The sequence below is a fragment of the Dehalococcoidales bacterium genome (assembly GCA_041656115.1).
Classification (GTDB): Bacteria; Chloroflexota; Dehalococcoidia; order Dehalococcoidales; family UBA5627; genus UBA5627.
Window position 1 is genome coordinate 72,353 of sequence record JBBAED010000003.1, and the last position, 18,196, is coordinate 90,548.

An 18,196-nucleotide genomic window follows, 5' to 3' on the forward strand; every position below is an offset into this window, starting at 1 on the left:
TATTATGGCATCCAAACTGCTTTCAAAAAGTAAATATCTGAACGGTATTCAATGCCCGCGCTTACTGTGGTTTTCGGTTAATTGCCCTTCCGATATGCCGGAACCCGATGCCGCCACGCAGCATATTTTTGACCAAGGCCATTTGGTGGGAGAGCTTGCCAAAAAACTTTTCCCCGAAGGAATTGATGTTCCGCAAGAAAGTTTTATCGGTAATATCCAAGAAACCAAAAAAATGCTTAATCTCGGTAAGCCTCTTTTTGAAGCTGCCGTAATGTTCAAAAGGCTTTACGCGCGCTCCGATATACTTTATCCTGCAAACGATTATGAATGGGATATTATTGAAGTCAAAAGCTCCACCTCCGTAAAGGACATCAATATCCATGACCTTGCGTTCCAGAAATTTTGCTGGGAGATAAGCGGGTTAAAAATCAGAAAAACAATTTTGGTTTACATAAACAATGAGTATATCAAAAACGGAGAGATTATCCCCGAAGAATTGTTTACGCTTGAAGACGTTTCGGATGCCGTTCAAGAAATTTACGGATGTACCGAAGAAAAAATTGTCAAGATGCTGCAAATTATGAACCTATCCGAATCCCCCGAAATCTATCTCGGCTCGCATTGTAATGACCCTTACCCGTGCGCCCTGATTGACAATTGTTGGGGAGAGATGCCCGAAGATAACGTTTTTACCTTGTATTACGGCGGTAAAAAATCCGCTGCACTTTACGATAGCGGTATTATGGAAATAGGCGATATCCCCGATGGTTTTACCCTAAGCGACAAGCAATTGATTCAAAAGGATTCTGTTGTTAATAACAACGTGCATATCCAAAAAGATGAAATCAAAGATTTCCTGAATTTACTTGAATATCCTTTGTATTATTTGGACTTTGAAACCTTTAATACCGCCGTTCCGATTTACGATGGCACCCGCCCGTACCAACAAATTCCCTTCCAGTTTTCGTTGCATGTTCAAGAAAGCCCTAATACTGAACTTAAGCATTATTGGTATCTGGCGGAAGGTAATGAAGACCCTCGGTTGGGGTTTATAACGGCGTTATACGAACTTATCGGAAATAACGGAACAGTTGTTGCCTATAACAAATGCTTTGAAGAAAAAATTTTAAAAAGTTTGGGCGAGGCTTTCCCGAAATATCAGGAATGGGTAGATTTGCTGTTACCAAGGTTTATTGATCTTTGGGGGCCGTTTAGAAGTTTTTACTATTATCATCCGGAGCAACGGGGGAGTACCTCGCTTAAAAAGGTTCTGCCTTCAATTACCGATATTAGCTACGACGGGATGGAAATAGCCCAGGGCGACGATGCCAGCCTGGCCTTTTTACAAATTCTTTTTGGCGATTTAACCGATGCGGAAAAAGACGGGATCCGCGAAAACCTCCTTAAATATTGCGAGCGGGATACAGAGGCAATGGCGGAGATAATCGCTAAATTGTATCGGCTTGCGGAGTAACGTTACGTATGGAATCCGAAGAAAACACACCTGCCTATAACCGCGACTTTTTACTGAAATTGGTAAATACGAAGATGCCTTTCGGTAAATATCAGGGGCGTTTGCTCTGTGATTTACCCGAGCCTTATTTGGTTTGGTTTCGTCAAAACGGTTTCCCAGAAGGAAAGCTGGGTGAGTACCTTGCCGCGATTTACGAAATAAAAGTAAACGGACTTGAGTATCTTTTAAAACCGTTAAAGTAACGTTGGCTGCCGTCTAATCCGCCTTTGATTTACCGGTACGCCGCGAGATTCTTAATAAACAACTAATTAGCTCCGCCGATTATCTCGTTATAACTTTTTTCCAATATATCGATTGCCGCGATTATCGCATCTAAAGTGGACCCCGAATTACCGCCTGCAGCCGCATAGAGAGCCAAAATATTCTCATATAAATCATCTATCAGTAATTGATTGCTGCGATTGGTTACGTGTGCCGGCAAGGTGCGCGCAAATTGCCATGAATCGGTAACTACTGTGGTAGTTGTAGTAGCAGCAGTAACCGTTCCGCCCATTGTTTGCGTTACGGTGGGGGTTAGCGTTTCATTCGTTAACTCGTGGCCGGAAATTTCTTTGGTATAAGCACTGACATCCGCCGAAAGGCTGTTTATTGCCGTAAGTTGGTTTTGCATTCTTTGCGATGATTTGGTAATCCCCTCGGTATTATTTTTTGATGCCATTGTAACTATTTCGCCAACGCGTTTTGTAACGAATTTTGAGTACAAATCGGCTTTGTTGTTCTTATCGGCGGTCAAAAAGAGTTGAACTTCTTCGGTCGCCAGTTTTACATTATACAGCGGGCTTGTCGGCATACTGCCGCTTGCCGCCGCTACGGTTCCGCCGCCCGATAACAGTACCGCAAGGGCAACGGCAAACGTTGCGGTTGCCCAGCCCCTTCCCAGTTTTAGCGAGAATCGTTTTTGGGTGGCGGCGTTTTCAAGTTCCGATTCCAAGATATATTTTAACCTGGCCTTAAAATCAGGGTTTGCTTTAACCGAGTTCATCGCCTTTTGTGTTTTTAGGGAGACCGCTAAAAGCGATTTAAGCTCTTGATCGTGCTGAGGATATTCGGCGATACATTCATCTACGGTTTTTTCTTCCGTTAAAATGCTATCGAGGCATTTTTCGAATATTTCATCTAAATTATCTTTATTTTTTCTAAACATTTGATTCTTCCGTTAATATCTTTCTTAAATTAGCAACCGCGCTATGCTGCAAAGCCTTAATCGCCCCTTGGGTTTTACCCATAATCCGTGCAACCTCAGCAATCGGAAGCTCCCCGATAAAGCGCATTGCTATAACCTGCTGTTGTAACTTTGTTAATTTTTTTGAGGCGCTTATCAGTTTTGCAACCTCTTCTTTGTCCTCTACCTCTTTTTGCGTATTCGAACTATCAATTGCCATATAATCTTCCAACGGTGCGGTTTGCCGCTTGGACTGCCTGCGATAATAATCGATAACGTGGTTATGGGCAATCCTAAAAAGCCAAGCCGAGAAAGGAACATCCTTCCATTTATAGGACGCAATCGATTTTAGAGCCTTAATAAAGACCTGTTGCGTCATATCTTCGGCTTCCGCACTATTGCCAACTTTAAGATAAACAAAGCGATAAATTTTATCGAAATTTTGTTCGTAAAGCTTGGCAAAGGCCTCTTTATCGTGCTTCTGCGCCAGAAGCACCAGGCTTTGCTCTTCTTGCACTCGACAACTCCTTACCGAATTACCACGACCGGAATACTGCATAAAGGATAGTAAACCGATATTTTTGGCGTTACCATGTGCAATAATTATAACGAAGGATTTTTAAAAAGGATAGTTTTTAATTTAAAATAATTATTAATTGTAAGCCGTTATAGTGTAGAATAAATTGGGTCATAAAAGAGAAGATGTTATAATTTTGAGGTAGTTCTTTTAGGAGAGGTTTGCAGTGGAAAAGATTAAAGTAATGATTGTAGACGAACAGCCTTTTTTTAAGGCCGGTGTGCGTCAGGCTTTAGATAGTAAAGGTGATTTTGAAATTTCGGAGGGTTCTCCCAACGACGAGCTTTTGCATGAAATCGAAGAACAAACCCCGGATGTCGTTTTGCTTGGTTCGGATCTTGCTTCTAACAGCGGGTTGGAGCTTGGCAAAAAAATTACCAGAAACTTTCCCAGTACTAAAGTTATTATCCTCAGTTCCGACCCCGATGACGAAGAGTTGTTTAATGTTATCAAAAGTGCGGCGGTTGCTTTCTTAAACAAAAACACTTCTGCAGATGAATTAATTAATACAATTAACAGGGCCTCTAAAGGCGAATACCTGATTAATGAAACATTTTTAACCAGACCCAATATCGCTATGCAAGTACTAAGACAATTTGAAGATATTTCCGCAATCGGTGAACAAGCAGAACATTTAATGGCAAGTTTAACCAACAGGGAACAACAAATATTGCAATACATAGCCGGCGGAAACAACAATAAACAAATCGCCGAAAGTTTTAATATCAGCGAACAAACGATTAAAAATCATGTCAGTGCGATACTTCGCAAACTCAATGCCAATGACCGGGCGCATGCGGTGGTACTGGCGATTAAAAACGGGATAATTCAAATTTAACCTGCTCTTTTAGCTTTGTATAGTACTTTCAGTATATTGACAAAGTGTTTTAACGGGGTGATAATGGCTTACGAGTACAAGTTGTAACCTGCCCCGGTTATGGAAAGAGAGCAAGTTAGTGAATTTATGGGCTCTTATACCTCTGATTGGTTTTGCCTTTTTAACGGTTATCCTGGCGTTATTGACTCCCAAACGCCAACAGGCTGTTAATAAGTTTTTAAGTTTTTATGTTTTTTCATCTGTTATCTGTTGTCTGTTGGTGACACTGCTTCTTTTTAGTAATTCGGCTTCCGCCGACTTCCTGTCTTTAATCTACGGGCTGTTTTTGGCTTTGTTACCGTTAACGGTTGGGCTGTATTACCAATTTGTTCGCGTGTTTTTAACTAAAAAGGCGGGCAAGGAGGCTTGGGTTTGTTATTTGGGGTCTTTGATTGTTCTAATTGCAGCCCTTACCGGTAATGTTGTCAAGGATGCCTATTTTACCGGTAATACCCTTTATACCGATACAAGCTATTGGGGGCCTGCCGTTGCCGTTGTTACCGCTCCCTTTTTGGTGGCGGCACTGCTGTTGTTATCCAAAAGGTATTTACGTTCTATTGATCCCGCTTATAAAAACCGCACACTAACCCTAATTTTTGGGTTGGTCGTTTTGTTTCTTATCGGCGGTATTGCAATTTTTGCGCCGCCCCTAAAACTTTTACCCATAACGGTGGCAATTGTTGTTAATGCGCTGGTAGTAACCTATGCCGTTATTAAAATTGATTTACCCGATGTTCGCTTACTTTTCCGCAAGATACTGACCGCCTTTATTTTCAGTGTGTTATTTTTAGGTTTAACGGTAGGATTATTTGAAGTATATCAGGCCTTTTTTGCGGCAATACCGCTTTGGGTTGCTTTGTTGATGTTACTTCTTACCTATGTAATCGTATTTTTACTGGCATTTAAACTTTTGCGCATAATTGATTACGTATTGGATAATTTTGTATACAAAAAACATGCGGTTTATACCCGCGCAAGTGCCGGTTTTCACACCAAAATGCGCCATTTGCTTGACCTTGATGAGGTAACCCAGGAGATATTTTGGGCTGTTACCGGCGTAACGAATATCGATTTTGCCGGGTTGATTCTGTACGATAAGCAAACCAGAAAATACGACAACCTTTTTTTCTACTCCAAAGAAAACCCGAATTCTTTAGAAACCGAGTTTAAAAAAATAACATTTAATCTTAGCAGTCCGGTTGTGAAACTGGCGACTAAAACCGATTACCCTCTTTTTGTTCGGCTTTTAAAAGCCGCCGACGAATCGGCACAGCCGCTTGGGGCGGAAAAAGAAATGCTGGAAAGAGCGGGCGCGGCGTATCTGTTCCCTTTAAAAAGCAGGAGCAGATTAATCGGAATGCTTGCCCTCGGTAAGGTTAACAATAAAAAAACGCTTACACTGCAAGAAATCGATTTTTTGAACAGTATTACTCAAATTGCCGGTGTGGTTATTGAAAACGCACAGCTTTATGCGCATTTTATAACCCAAGCCAATACGGATGAATTAACCGGGCTCTATAATCATCGCCACTTTAACGACAGACTTTATCAAGAAATTGCCCGAAACGCCCGTTTAGACGGAACTTTTTCGATTATTATGATGGATATCGATTTTTTTAAAAACTGTAACGATACGTACGGGCATTTGGTTGGTGACGGCGTCCTCAGGAAAGTAGGCGAATATATTGATATTTCCATTCGTGATATGGATTCCTCTTTCCGCTACGGAGGAGATGAGTTTATTGTCATTTTACCCGATACCGGCGCCGAAAATGCTTACAAGGTTGCCGAACGCATCCGTAAAACAATCGAATTAAAATCCAAAGAAGAAACGGTTCCCATCACCGCCAGTTTAGGAATTGCCAATTGGCCCGATAACGGTATTACCGAAGCCCAGATTATGCGCGCCGCGGATAAAGCCCTTTATATGGCAAAACAACTTGGCAGAAATACCACTTTTGTTTTATCTCCCGATGTCAGTGATACCGCCGAAAAGGATCTTCCCTTAAATATCTCTCCGGAGCCCCGAACGCTAACCACAATTTATGCGATGGCGGCATCAATTGATCGAAAAACGGAGCACAGTCATCACCATTCCAGAAATGTCAGCGATTATGCGGTTGCGATTGCTAAAAGTATGAATTTACCTGCCGAAAAAATAGAAAGCATTCGTTCCGCCGGTTTACTGCACGATATCGGAAAGGTAGGCTTACCGGGCAATGTTTTAAACAGAGATACGATTTTAACCGACTCTGAAGCGGAAATGGTTCAAAAACACCCTAAAGTCGGGGCTGAAATTTTAAAACATGTTGTCGATTTAATAAATTGCATCCCCTCGGTACTGCACCATCATGAAAATTATGACGGTTCGGGATATCATACGGGGCTAAAGGGTGAGGAAATCCCGCTTGGAGCGCGTATTTTATCGGTTGCCAATACCTACGAAACGATACGCTCTGCGTTGGAATCCGATAAGCAATTTACAGTCGATAATCTAATTAACGAACTTAAAAAGAAGGCCGGTACCAAGTTGGACCCGTTTATTGTCGAAACCCTTATTGAAGTTGTTCGAAAACAGGGTGTAAATTTTCGTCCGGACGGTGTTGAAAAACAGACGCGTTCCCTGCCGTATGATACCGATGCCGGTTAATTCGTCTGCCCTTAAATTAACTTCCCCAAAATAATTTGAAACAAACCGTTTGGTATTATAGAATCATAGGTACTTTTTATAAAATATTTTAGCGGAAGTGAAGATGACTGTTGACGAATTATGTATTAATACCATCCGCACCCTTTCAATGGATGCGGTCCAAAAAGCAAGTTCAGGGCACCCCGGTGCACCGATGGGGATGGCGGCAATGGCCCATACCCTGTGGAATAAATTCTTAAAGCATAACCCGCAAAATCCGCAATGGATTAACCGTGATCGGTTTATATTATCTCCGGGGCATGCGTCTGCGCTCCTCTATTCCCTTTTGTATCTTACCGGCTATGATTTATCGTTGGATGATTTAAAAAATTTCAGACAGTGGGGCAGTAAAACACCCGGACACCCCGAATTTGGGATGACCGCGGGGGTTGAAGTAACAACAGGCCCCCTCGGGCAGGGCTTTGCCAACGGCGTCGGGATGGCTATTGCCGAAAGGCGACTGGCCGAACTCTATAACCGACCCGGATTCGATATTATCGACCATTACACCTATGCCTTTGTTTCCGACGGGGATTTAATGGAAGGGATATCATCCGAGGCGGCATCACTTGCCGGAACCTTGCAACTCGGAAAACTGATTTATCTTTACGATGATAACGACATATCGATTGAAGGCAGTACGGATATCACTTTTAAAGAGGATGTCGCTTTGCGCTTTAAGTCTTTCGGATGGCAGGTTATCGGGCCGATTGACGGGAACGATATAAACGCGCTATCCGATGCTATTGAAGAAGCCAAAAATGAAACGTGCCTTCCGAGCCTGATAATTTGTAAAACCGTAATAGGTTATGGCAGCCCGAATAAACAGGGCAAGAACTCCGCTCACGGGGAACCGTTGGGAGCTGAAGAGGTTGTGCTCAGTAAGAAAAACTTAAATTGGCAATTCTCCGACCCTTTTTATGTGCCCGAACAAGCCTTAGCCTATTTCCGCAAGGCCTTGGATAGAGGGAAAGCCGAAGAACAAAATTGGAACAATTTAATAAATTCTTATCGGGATTCCTACCCCGATGATTACAAACAGCTTATGGCTGATTTAAATGCAGAGTTACCGCAAAATTGGGACAGCGGGCTTGACGGACTTTTTACCGACTTTACCCAAAAGTTTGCTACCAGAGAGGCTTCGGAACAAGTGATTAACACAATTGCGCCTCGAATTAACGCATTGGTTGGCGGTTCTGCCGATTTGGCGCCTTCGACCAAAACAACAATTAAAAATGCCAAATCCTTTTCAGCGGAGTGTTACAGCGGACGCAATTTCCATTTTGGTATTCGTGAGCATGCGATGGGGGGAATTGCCAACGGTATGACACTGCACGGAGGGGTAATTCCGTTTGTCTCCACATTCTTGGTTTTTTACGACTATATGCGCGCGGCGGTCAGGCTTTCGGCACTAATGAAACAGGGTGTTATTTATGTTTATACACACGATTCGGTTGCCGTGGGCGAAGACGGGCCGACGCACCAACCCATTGAGCAGTTAGCGGGGCTAAGAACTGTTCCCGAATTAGTAACAATCAGACCGGCCGATGCCAATGAAGTTGTCGAAGCTTGGAAAATCGCTGTTAGCAGTCGAAACAATCCGACGGCTCTTGTTTTTACCCGCCAAAAGCTGCCCGTTATTGATAGAGATAAGACATCCGCAGCATCAAATCTTAAGTTTGGCGGTTATGTGCTGTGGGAATCATCTCCCGCTTTTGAGATAATTTTAATTGCTACCGGTTCCGAGGTGCATGTTGCCCTTGAAGCAGGAGAGCTGCTGGCAGGGCAAGGCGTACATGTCCGCGTTGTCTCTCTGCCCTCTTGGGAGCTTTTTGAGGCTCAATCGGAGGAATATAGGGAATCGGTGCTGCCAAAGAATATTAAAGCCAGGATTTCGATTGAGGCCGGTGTAACCTTCGGATGGGAACGCTATGTCGGAACAGAAGGATTGGCAATCGGAATTAATACTTTTGGCGCTTCGGCTCCGTTCGGTGTTTTATACAAACAACTTGGGTTTACCGCGGAAAGGGTTGTAGCGGACGCGCTTAAACTGCTGGGGAAGTAATTAAAGCCTAACTGTTACAGATATTAACCAGGTGTTTGAAACTTGCCGCCGGGTCCTCTTGGCGGAAGACTGCACTTCCGACGCAAATTGAGCTTACGCCGGTGGAGGCAACGGTTTTGATGTTATCCTCTTTGATTCCGCCGTCAATACTTGCCGATACGTTCGGATATTTTTGGCAAAATTCCCTGATTTTATTAAGCACTTCGGGGATAAATTTACTGCCGTAAAAGCCGGGGATAACCGACATAAATAACACGGAATCCAATTTATCCGTTAGTGGTTCGATTGCTTCAATACTTGTATCGGGATTGATTGCAATGCCTGCTTTTAGACCGGCATTATGAATCATATCGATTATTTTTGAGTGCAAATTTGTAGATTCGTAGTGAAAAATAATCTGCTCGGCGCCGGCTTCGGCAAAATCGGCAATATACGTTTCTGGGTTATTTACCATTAAGTGGGCTTCCCATTTTAGTTTTGTTTTTGTATCAATGATGTCTTTAAAGGTAATACTTTGAGAGGGAACAAATAAACCGTCCATAATATCAATCTGGACAAAATCGGTAAACGTTGCCGAAACGGCAAGCATTTTGTCCAATTCCGCTCGATTGTCGGTTAGTACCGCAGGTACAATTTGAATTAAGTTTTCCATTTTAACACCCTTTAATTTTATTGCTTAGCAGGAATTTCACACAACTCTAAATCCCCCCAAACACCCATCTCATTATCCTTGATAATCACGGCGCCTTTCAACAGCCCGCTGCTTTTAGCATACTCCAATGCTTTGTTAATATCGCCTATTGTTTTAACCATATTGCAAACTGCGGTTGCGGCGGCATCGGCTATTGTTGCCGAATCCGCTACAATTACCGCCGCATCGGCTTTGCCGAAACTAAACGCATGCCCAACCGTACCCGAAGATGTGCAAATTCCGAGCGGGGTATTTTGAGGCATTATTTCGATTCCGTAAACCCCGCTAAGAGGGGAATCTCCGGCATAGATGCCAACGGCTCTCTTTTTTTGGCTGCTTAAAAATATATCGCCGCCGTTTTCGATAATAACTTCTTCCGTCAGTTGAAGCAACTCTTTTCCGACATAATCGCTAATTGCACCGGCAACCGCCGCCATCGGTCCGACATCAAACTTTGCTGAAGCTTCAATCATATCGCGGACGATTTGCGGATAGCTGTCGTTTGATTTTAAAGGTTTTAAGGAATTGGCAAACTCAGGGCACAATTTAATATGGTTTTCCAGTTCTTTCCTGAATTTTGCGGTGATATTAAGCGCTTTTGCTTTTAAATCGGCGGACGAGCGGATATACAAATCGGTCTCTTTGATAACTATATTGTAAGAGAACAGATCCTTATCTTGCACCCAATCACGATAAGTTTTTGGTTGATACATAACACTAGAAGTGTGATTCCATTGCCCTTAGCGGACAAGTTTTCAAACATAACCCGCAAGCGATACATTTTGAAGCATCAAACGATATCAAACGTGTATCAAAATCGAGTTTAAAAGCCTTGGTGGGGCAAACGGTAACACAGGCACCGCAGTGGGTACATTTTTCATCGTTGCGAACAACGTTTTCCGAAAGAGGTTGAATACTGACGCCGGTTCCGGTCAGGTATTTGACCCCTTTATCGTAATTGGCACGCTCGCCGCGCAGTTCGATAACCATTAAGCCTTGCTCATCGGGGATAATTGAGGCCTTCATAATGTTTAATTCAAGGTCGTAATCTTTAATTAGGTGATATACGATAGCCCTGTCCACCAAACGGGCAGGAAACTGTAACACTATTTTCTTTGAAACAACCATTTAGTCCTCACTTAACGGAACTATTCCGGAATCGGGCGTTCTTTTAAGGGTTTGGTATTTAAACCGGAAAGAGGCCCCGGAATCGGTTCGACCGGGTTCGTTAAAAGGAAACGTCCGTCTTTAATCCAATCTTTTAACGTATTGGCAATCACCAATGCCTGTGAATAACTTGAAAGAGAAGCGGTGGGAACTTGCTTCCCGCTCACTTCAACCTTTCCGCTTTTTAACTCGGCATAGGTGGTTTCTTTAATAACGTTTGCAATCATATTCGGGTAATCCGAAGAATAATCGATAATCGGCGCAACAATATCGGCATCGGTTATTGCGACATGCTCAAGGATTTCCTCCGAAAGGATGGGGATGGGGATACCGACCCCGATACTAAGGGTGGAGCCGTAGCCAAGCATACTGGTACCGCGTAACCAGCGCGAATCCATTTGTTTTAAGTCGCCGATAAGGGCCAGAGTCCCCGCACCGCGTGTCGGTATTCCTTTTTCGTTACGCGGAGCGCCCGGGTTATGCTGAGTGCCGTGGTAGGCTACAAAACCAACCCCGCCCCCCAAAAAGATTTTGGTACCGATTCCGATAGTCTTGTAATAAGGGTCGTTTAATAAAGGCGATAACTGCCCCGAGGTGGAGTAATTAATATTACCCATATTAGCTTTAAGCATCCCCATATAGGTGTAAATAACCTTTGAAGACAGATTTATCGCCGCATTGTAGTTTTGGTAAGCGTTTCTCGGATTGAATAAAATCGCTTCGTTAATATCTTTAATGTTAATTAATGTTTCCAGTTTTTTACGCGGGTAACAATCGGTTCCGTATGCCGTTACCGATAAACGTACATCTTTACCCGCTACCAATTCCTCAATTACATGCCCGCCGCCATAATTGAACTCACCCGGATAATTTCTGTTTCGGGGGTCATCGTCGGGCAGGGCATTAGCGCCGATTAATATATCGGTTGCCGCAAGACCGGTATAAGCCAGAACTTCGTTAAGATAGGCCTTTCCTCCGCCCAGTTTAATCCGCGGATAAGAGTGTCCGATATTAAGATAGGCGCTTGATGAACACATTGCACCGAAGGTCCCGGTTGTTACCACATCCACATCGCGGGCGGCTTGTTTGATGCCCTTTTCTTTGGCAATTTTAATTATTTCTTCGGCATTAACAACAACGGCTTCGCCTTTTTTGATTTTAGCGTTGATTTCTTCGATTGTTTTTGGCACTTTGGGCTCCTAAAATAACCGATAGTTTTTGACGGCTTTTAATTTGGAAATAAATAAGTAAATCATAAACCGTAAACGAATGCTTGTCAATTGAAAACGATTTTACGGAGGTTTAAAACCGGCATTTGCTGTTAAACACTGATTTATCGTAAATAAATCCACCATTTACCGCTCATTGATGATATAATGATATTACAATCAAATTAACCGAGGTGACAATCATGCCTGCCGAAGAAGATATTTTATCCGCTTACAGTATTTCCAATAAACTTGAAACGAATTTTATCGGTAAAAGAGTTACGGTTTATCCGAAATTGGCTTCAACTATGGAAATCGCTAAAATTGCCGCTTCCAAAAAAGTTCCTGAGGGGACGCTGATTATTGCCGAGGAACAATCTGCCGGTAAAGGCCGTCTTGACAGGGAGTGGGTTTCTCCGCAGGGTTGTATATCACTGTCGTTAATACTTTACCCGGATATTAAGCGCCTGCCGTCTTTAATAATGGTGGCCTCGGTTGCTTTAATGCGCACCATTAATAAATTAACCGGATTAAATGCGGTTATTAAATGGCCGAACGATATTTTAATAAAAAGAAAAAAGGTTGCCGGGATACTAATTGAGGGTGCAATACAGCATGTTAACGTTAGTTACGTGGTAATCGGAGTGGGGCTTAATGCCAACCTTAACCCCAAAGATTATCCCGAAATTGAAGCAATTGCAACATCCTTATCCGAAGAAAAGGGCCGATACATTGAGCGTGTCGGGCTTATTCGTGAGTTTCTTACCGAGTTTGAAAAATTGTATAGTTTAGCCGCACAAAGCGATTTGGTTTACAAAGAATGGCGCGATAATATGGATACTATCGGCAAAAAAGTATCGGCAAAATCGGGGAATACTTCTTACAAAGGCAAAGTTAAGGGCGTTACCGAAGACGGGCGGCTGGTTATTGAAACATCGGACGGGGAAACAATTAATTTTACCGCAGGGGATGTTATCTTAATCGAATAGATAACACCCCCCGATAATTTGTTATTTTACTTATCTTCTTTTTTCATAAACATTGATAACATATCAATCGGAATCGGGAATACCAGCGTACTGTTTTTTTCCGATGCAATTTCAGTTAACGTTTGCAAGTATCTCAGTTGTAACGTTACCGGCTCTTTGGCGATTACCGTTGCCGCCTCTGCCAGTTTTTCAGATGCCTGGAATTCACCTTCGGCATGGATAATCTTGGCACGGCGCTCTCTTTCAGCTTGGGCCTGTGCTGCCATTGATCTTCGCATTGTTTCGGGGAGTTCAACTTCTTTAATTTCAACAACGCTGACTTTTATGCCCCACGGATCGGTGTGTTCATCAATTATCGATTGCAGTGTTTGATTTAACTTTTCCCTCTTGGCGAGCAGCTCATCAAGTTCGGATTGCCCGAGTACGTTTCTTAAAGTTGTTTGCGATATTTGAGAAGTCGCTTTGATATGGTCAAGGACTTTAACAACCGAGGCCTCGGGGTCAACTACCCTGAAATAAACAACGGCATTAACCCTTACCGTAACGTTATCCTTGGTAATAACTTCCTGAGAAGGAACATCCATTGTCACAACACGTAAATCAACCTTGGTCATTCGGTCAACAAAGGGGATAATAAAGAAAAGACCCGGCCCTTTAGCGCCGATAAGTCTTCCGAGCCTAAAAATGACACCTCTTTCGTATTCCGCAACAACCCTAATCGCCAGGGACAGCAAAAAAAGAACAGCAACCGCAACAGCAATATAACCGTAAAGATCTATCAATTGTCTCCTCCATCATTTAGATTTTTACTGACAAACAGCTTCAGTCCGTCTGTTTGTTTGATAATAACATATTCACCGGTTTCGGCGGAGCCGCAATCAATTTCGGCATTCCATATCTCGCCCTCCAGGAAAACAGTTCCCTGAGGGTTGAGTGTTCTTTTGACAATCGCGGTTCTGCCGACTAATTCTTCTCTCCCGGCTGAAATCCGGTTTTTATGGGCAGCTGCAACGCGTTCAACCACAAAAACAATCAGAAAAACAGAAATTGTAACGATTAAAACAATGAGCCAAACATCCATTTAGAATTCAACTCCTCCCTTTGTTGGTAATAAAAGAGCGGATGAGAACCGGCACGATTAAAGTATAAACGTATTACCACCGAACTGCAACTTTCAAAAAGCATTTTTATTTGTATACAAAGCTGTTTTATTGTAGAATTTACTCACTAATAATATGAGGGAAATGATTATGAAAGCAGAAAAATGCAAAGGTTTTAATGACCTTACGCCCGATGATATGCGGGCTTTTCGTTTGGTGGAAGATACTTTCCGTGATTGTTGTTTAGGCTGGGGTTACGATGAAATTCGCACTCCCACTATTGAATATCTGCATCTATTTACATCTGCCGGCACTTTAACCCCCGACATGCTAAGTAAGGTTTATTCCTTTTTGGATTGGGACGGTTGGAGCGGTGAAAGGGTTGTCCTTAAGCCCGATGGCACTATTCCCGCGGCCAGATACTATATCAATAACAATTTAAGCGGGTTGGCAAGGCTTTTCTATGTAACCAACCTCTTTATGTTTGACGGAACCGGTCAAAAATCGCGCGAAACGTGGCAATGCGGTGCCGAACTGATTGGCTTAAACAGTTCGTTAGCCGATATTGAGCTTATTTCGCTTTCGGTTGATGTCTTAAGACAGCTTGGGCTTACGGATATTTCGCTTGAGTTATCGCATGCCGGTTTAATTAAGGCTTTGCTTGATAATCTTGAGCTTAGCGCGGATGAAAAAACGCATCTCTTTACCCGTATCTTAGAAGGTGATTCGGCAGCTATCGAGTTACTTAAAAAAGATAACCCTGAAACTGTTGAAATCCTGAATCTTCTTTTGGAACTCAAAGGCGATTCATCGGGGTTTTTGAAAAATATTAAGGCCTTGTCCACAAAACACACCCCCAATATTGCAGAGGCGCTTGATAATTTCATATTTGTTCTGGAAAAACTGGATGAACTCGGCCTCGATTATACCGTTGATTTGGCTTCCGGCAAAGGGTTTGAGTATTATACCGGCCTGATTTTCCGCTTACTGATTAACCAAAAGGTTGTTGGCGGCGGCGGCAGGTACGATGCCCTAATTCCCCAAATGGGCGGTGAGGCAACCCCGGCTGCCGGTTTTGCGCTATACGTAGACCAGCTGGTTGAAGTTATTGAACCCGAGTTTACGATTGAACTCGATACCAACAGAATCCTAATCAAAAATCCGAGCGCCGTAATTGACGAAGGTTTTAATCTGGCGGAGATATTGCGGGATTTCGGTTATACGGTTATATTGCAGCTTGCCGATGAGCAAAAAGAGGATTGCGGGTGGCTCTTGGAAGTTTCCGCTGAAGGCCTTAAATACGTTTTAACCGATTCCGAAAATAAAAACGTGGTTGAAACCGACGATGTTGCCGAAGTTCTGAAAATGCTGGGATGTACTGAAGATGTCGCTTAATATTGCATTGCCCAAAGGGCGTTTATTAAATAACACCGCGGCAATGTTGGAAAATGCCGGTTGGAAGTTGGACGGATACAATGATAAATTAAGGTATTATCGTTTAAAATCCGAAAAATTCCCGGATATTAAAATTAAGGTTTTACAGGAAAAAGACATTCCCATCCAGATTGCGGTCGGTAATTACGACCTCGGTATTTGCGGATTGGATTGGACCGAAGAACTGCTTGTTAAATATCCCAACAGCTCGGTGATTAAAATTGCCGATTTAGGATACGGAGACGGGGCTTTGTTTGCCGCGGCTCTCCCCGGTGATTTAATCGATATTGAAAAGCTGGCATCCAGAGAAACAATCACTCGCATTGCCGGTGAGTACCCCAACCTTGCCGAAACATTGGCGGGGAAATTGCACCTTAAACGGTTTAGTATTTATCCGCTGTGGGGCGGGGCGGAGGTCTATCCGCCTGAAGATGCCGAGCTGGTATTACTGCCGCGTAAATCCGAAAAAGAAATATTGGATGCCGGCCTTATGCCAATACTCAAAGTTGTTGATTTTAAGGCCTATCTTATTGCCAACAGCAACAGTTTGAAGAACAAGGATATGGCTGAGGTTCTCTCCTCGATAACCGCTTTAATTCAATCCGGTGGAGAGGCTCCCAAAACATTCAGTATTATTAAAACAACGGAAAAACCCGTCACTAAGTCTTTTACAAAAGTAGATGATGATATGGTCAGGCTTGCCTTACCGGACGGACATCAACAAGTTCACGTTTGCAAGATATTGGATAAAATGGGGATTAAAATCGATGATTACCCCTCGCAAACGGGGAATCGCCGTCCGACAAGTAACCTTGACGGCTATTTTATAAAAGTCATCAGACCTCAGGATATGCCCTTGCAAATTGCCAACGGCAATATCGACTTGGCGATTACCGGCAGGGATTGGTTGATTGACCATAAATATCAATTCCCCAACAGCCCGATTCACGAACTGGTGGACTTGAAGTACGGCTGGGTCAAGATTGTAGCCGTTATAGACGGAAACTTGCCTTTTGAAGATATCGAATCGTGGTGGCAATACTGTAAAGAACAGCAAATCACATGCCGTGTTGCCACGGAATATATTAATATTGCCGATCGTTACGTTCGTGAAAAGCGAATCGATAAATATCGAATTATACCGACATGGGGAGCAACCGAAGGTTTTATTCCCGAAGATGCCGATATCCTGATTGAAAATACCGAAACCGGCGGAACAATTGCGCGTCATAACCTTAAAATTATTGACAAACTGTTTGAATCCACCGCTTGTTTAATCGGCTCTACGCGAGAGGTTGAAAACCCCCAAAAGAAAGCAAGGATGGAGTATTTAATTAGCGCGTTAAAGAACGCGATGGAGATGCCTTAAAATGGAAATCGTTGTCGGTTTTGAGAAAGCGAAAAAATTGCTTGAAAGAAATGTTGTATCAGGCGAGATTACCGTTTCACCGGCTTTTAAAAATAAACTGATTGAAATGTACGGAACGGGCGACCCCGAACAGGTTGTTAACCGAATAATCGGTGACGTACGCACAGGCGGCGATAAGGCAATTATTGAATACACCGCCAAAATCGATAACATTAAGCTCGCAAAAATTGAAGTTTCCGAAGCTGAAATAAATGAGGCGCGTTACAAAATTGACCCTAAACTTTATAAGGCTTTGGAGGTTGCCGCGCAGCAAGTCAGAGATTTTCATATTGCCCAGAGGGACGCACTGTTTGGCGGGATTGCCAATATGGGTAATGCAACCGTTGCCCGACCGCTTGAAAAGGTTGCGGTATATGCCCCGGGCGGTACGGCAAGCTACCCGTCTACGGTTTTAATGACTGCCATTCCGGCAAAGGTTGCGGGGGTAAAAGAAGTAATTTTAGCAACCCCGCCCGCTAAGGACGGTAAAATCCCTGCGGTTACTTTGGCGGCTGCCTATATTGCCAAGGTTGACCGTGTTTTTTGTATGGGCGGGGCTCAAGCAATTGCTGCCCTTGCTTACGGCACAAAATCGGTTCCCGCCGTTGATAAAATATGCGGGCCCGGTAACATATTTGTAATGCTTGCCAAAAAACATGTTTACGGCACCGTTGATATTGATGGGCTTCAGGGCCCCAGCGAGGTTTTAATTATTGCTGATATTAAAGCCAAAGCAAAACTGCTTGCCGCCGAGGTTTTGGCACAAGCCGAGCACGATACCTTAGCTTCGTCAATACTGATAACCGATTCATTATCGCTTGCGACTGCAATTCAAAATGAGGTTGAATTACAGCTCCAAGCCTTAAACAGGGGTAAAATCGCTTCGGAATCCTTAAAAACCAACGGTATGATTATTGTTGTTGACAATATGCAGGAAGCAATCGAATTATCCAATCTCTATGCCCCCGAGCATCTTTGTTTGGATATGGTTGATGCGGAAGACTATCTTGATAAAATAACCAATGCCGGCTGTGTCTTTTACGGCTATGCCCCGACTGTTGCGATGGGTGATTATGTTGTCGGACCGAGCCATGCCTTACCGACCGGCGGTACGGCGCGTTTTTCATCGCCGCTTAATATTTCGGATTTTATAAAATATACCAACAGGGTCAAAATTACCCGTAATAATTTAAAAAAATACGGTCCAGTTGCGATGACTATTGCCGAAGCGGAAGGGCTAACGGCACATTCAAAAACGATTGAAATGCGTTTAGCGGATAACTAATAGAAAAGAG

Annotated in this window: 17 protein-coding genes; 9 read left to right on the plus strand and 8 right to left on the minus strand. The window is 43.2% G+C overall.

What is annotated here, in order from left to right:
* Nucleotides 1–4 precede the first annotated feature (4 nt).
* Nucleotides 5–1,474 (plus strand): DUF2779 domain-containing protein, encoded by a 1,470-nt coding sequence (locus WC958_02875; protein ID MFA5629185.1) that lies wholly within the window; start codon nucleotides 5–7, stop codon nucleotides 1,472–1,474.
* 8 nt (nucleotides 1,475–1,482) lie between these two features.
* A complete protein-coding gene (locus tag WC958_02880) occupies nucleotides 1,483–1,716 on the plus strand; it encodes a DUF3820 family protein (protein ID MFA5629186.1) in 234 nt (77 codons plus the stop codon).
* 62 nt (nucleotides 1,717–1,778) lie between these two features.
* On the opposite strand, the gene WC958_02885 is transcribed toward WC958_02880, so the two are convergent.
* Together WC958_02885 and WC958_02890 are read right to left on the minus strand one after the other, a co-directional pair.
* Nucleotides 1,779–2,678, minus strand: coding sequence for a DUF5667 domain-containing protein (locus WC958_02885; protein MFA5629187.1), 900 nt, complete (start codon nucleotides 2,676–2,678; stop codon nucleotides 1,779–1,781).
* Entirely contained in the window at nucleotides 2,671–3,213 is a 543-nt protein-coding gene (locus WC958_02890) for a sigma-70 family RNA polymerase sigma factor (GenBank protein ID MFA5629188.1), read from the minus strand. The genes WC958_02885 and WC958_02890 overlap by 8 nt, the downstream gene beginning before the upstream one ends.
* Nucleotides 3,214–3,439: 226 nt before the next feature.
* Here WC958_02890 and WC958_02895 point away from each other — a divergent pair, with 226 nt between their 5' ends.
* The 3 genes from WC958_02895 (at nucleotide 3,440) to tkt (ending at nucleotide 8,904) form a co-directional block, all read left to right on the plus strand.
* Nucleotides 3,440–4,111 carry a response regulator transcription factor gene (locus tag WC958_02895; protein MFA5629189.1) on the plus strand — a complete coding sequence of 224 codons (672 nt, stop codon included), beginning with the start codon at nucleotides 3,440–3,442 and terminating at the stop codon, nucleotides 4,109–4,111.
* A gap of 118 nt (nucleotides 4,112–4,229) precedes the next feature.
* Entirely contained in the window at nucleotides 4,230–6,800 is a 2,571-nt protein-coding gene (locus tag WC958_02900; protein MFA5629190.1) for a diguanylate cyclase, read from the plus strand.
* Between the two features lie 103 nt (nucleotides 6,801–6,903).
* The gene (gene tkt / locus WC958_02905; GenBank protein ID MFA5629191.1) at nucleotides 6,904–8,904 is read left to right on the plus strand and encodes a transketolase; all 2,001 of its coding nucleotides are present in this window, start codon (nucleotides 6,904–6,906) and stop codon (nucleotides 8,902–8,904) included.
* Between the two features lie 7 nt (nucleotides 8,905–8,911).
* On the opposite strand, the gene WC958_02910 is transcribed toward tkt, so the two are convergent.
* The 4 genes from WC958_02910 to WC958_02925 are packed head-to-tail and all read right to left on the minus strand — an operon-like array spanning nucleotide 8,912 to nucleotide 11,952.
* A complete protein-coding gene (locus WC958_02910) occupies nucleotides 8,912–9,556 on the minus strand; it encodes a ribulose-phosphate 3-epimerase (GenBank protein ID MFA5629192.1) in 645 nt (214 codons plus the stop codon).
* Between the two features lie 17 nt (nucleotides 9,557–9,573).
* Complete coding sequence (locus WC958_02915; GenBank protein ID MFA5629193.1) at nucleotides 9,574–10,308, minus strand: UPF0280 family protein; 735 nt, start codon at nucleotides 10,306–10,308, stop codon at nucleotides 9,574–9,576.
* A gap of 4 nt (nucleotides 10,309–10,312) precedes the next feature.
* On the minus strand, nucleotides 10,313–10,723 hold the full coding sequence (locus tag WC958_02920) for a 4Fe-4S binding protein (protein ID MFA5629194.1): 411 nt from the start codon (nucleotides 10,721–10,723) through the stop codon (nucleotides 10,313–10,315).
* A gap of 20 nt (nucleotides 10,724–10,743) precedes the next feature.
* Nucleotides 10,744–11,952, minus strand: coding sequence for a homocysteine biosynthesis protein (locus WC958_02925; protein MFA5629195.1), 1,209 nt, complete (start codon nucleotides 11,950–11,952; stop codon nucleotides 10,744–10,746).
* A gap of 221 nt (nucleotides 11,953–12,173) precedes the next feature.
* On the opposite strand from WC958_02925, the gene WC958_02930 reads away from it, so the two are divergent.
* Nucleotides 12,174–12,959, plus strand: a complete 786-nt coding sequence (locus WC958_02930; GenBank protein ID MFA5629196.1) for a biotin--[acetyl-CoA-carboxylase] ligase — start codon at nucleotides 12,174–12,176, stop codon at nucleotides 12,957–12,959.
* Between the two features lie 26 nt (nucleotides 12,960–12,985).
* On the opposite strand, the gene WC958_02935 is transcribed toward WC958_02930, so the two are convergent.
* Nucleotides 12,986–13,741 carry a slipin family protein gene (locus WC958_02935; GenBank protein ID MFA5629197.1) on the minus strand — a complete coding sequence of 252 codons (756 nt, stop codon included), beginning with the start codon at nucleotides 13,739–13,741 and terminating at the stop codon, nucleotides 12,986–12,988.
* On the minus strand, nucleotides 13,738–14,040 hold the full coding sequence (locus WC958_02940) for an NfeD family protein (GenBank protein ID MFA5629198.1): 303 nt from the start codon (nucleotides 14,038–14,040) through the stop codon (nucleotides 13,738–13,740). The genes WC958_02935 and WC958_02940 overlap by 4 nt, the downstream gene beginning before the upstream one ends.
* A 169-nt stretch (nucleotides 14,041–14,209) precedes the next feature.
* On the opposite strand from WC958_02940, the gene WC958_02945 reads away from it, so the two are divergent.
* The 3 genes from WC958_02945 to hisD are packed head-to-tail and all read left to right on the plus strand — an operon-like array spanning nucleotide 14,210 to nucleotide 18,186.
* Nucleotides 14,210–15,454, plus strand: coding sequence for an ATP phosphoribosyltransferase regulatory subunit (locus WC958_02945; GenBank protein ID MFA5629199.1), 1,245 nt, complete (start codon nucleotides 14,210–14,212; stop codon nucleotides 15,452–15,454).
* Nucleotides 15,444–16,862 (plus strand): ATP phosphoribosyltransferase, encoded by a 1,419-nt coding sequence (gene hisG, locus WC958_02950; protein ID MFA5629200.1) that lies wholly within the window; start codon nucleotides 15,444–15,446, stop codon nucleotides 16,860–16,862. Before WC958_02945 ends, hisG begins: the two co-directional genes overlap by 11 nt.
* Nucleotide 16,863: 1 nt before the next feature.
* On the plus strand, nucleotides 16,864–18,186 hold the full coding sequence (gene hisD, locus WC958_02955; protein ID MFA5629201.1) for a histidinol dehydrogenase: 1,323 nt from the start codon (nucleotides 16,864–16,866) through the stop codon (nucleotides 18,184–18,186).
* The last annotated feature ends 10 nt before the right edge of the window (nucleotides 18,187–18,196 follow it).

What these genes read in the sequence shown, in the direction of transcription:
- WC958_02940 (MFA5629198.1), bottom strand. Translation starts at nt 14,040, where the DNA reads ATGGATGTTTGGCTCATTGTTTTAATCGTTACAATTTCTGTTTTTCTG.
- hisG (MFA5629200.1), top strand. Translation starts at nt 15,444, where the DNA reads ATGTCGCTTAATATTGCATTGCCCAAAGGGCGTTTATTAAATAACACC.
- WC958_02885 (MFA5629187.1), bottom strand. Translation starts at nt 2,678, where the DNA reads ATGTTTAGAAAAAATAAAGATAATTTAGATGAAATATTCGAAAAATGC.
- WC958_02945 (MFA5629199.1), top strand. Translation starts at nt 14,210, where the DNA reads ATGAAAGCAGAAAAATGCAAAGGTTTTAATGACCTTACGCCCGATGAT.
- WC958_02920 (MFA5629194.1), bottom strand. Translation starts at nt 10,723, where the DNA reads ATGGTTGTTTCAAAGAAAATAGTGTTACAGTTTCCTGCCCGTTTGGTG.
- WC958_02880 (MFA5629186.1), top strand. Translation starts at nt 1,483, where the DNA reads ATGGAATCCGAAGAAAACACACCTGCCTATAACCGCGACTTTTTACTG.
- tkt (MFA5629191.1), top strand. Translation starts at nt 6,904, where the DNA reads ATGACTGTTGACGAATTATGTATTAATACCATCCGCACCCTTTCAATG.
- WC958_02910 (MFA5629192.1), bottom strand. Translation starts at nt 9,556, where the DNA reads ATGGAAAACTTAATTCAAATTGTACCTGCGGTACTAACCGACAATCGA.
- WC958_02915 (MFA5629193.1), bottom strand. Translation starts at nt 10,308, where the DNA reads ATGTATCAACCAAAAACTTATCGTGATTGGGTGCAAGATAAGGATCTG.
- WC958_02930 (MFA5629196.1), top strand. Translation starts at nt 12,174, where the DNA reads ATGCCTGCCGAAGAAGATATTTTATCCGCTTACAGTATTTCCAATAAA.
- WC958_02875 (MFA5629185.1), top strand. Translation starts at nt 5, where the DNA reads ATGGCATCCAAACTGCTTTCAAAAAGTAAATATCTGAACGGTATTCAA.
- hisD (MFA5629201.1), top strand. Translation starts at nt 16,864, where the DNA reads ATGGAAATCGTTGTCGGTTTTGAGAAAGCGAAAAAATTGCTTGAAAGA.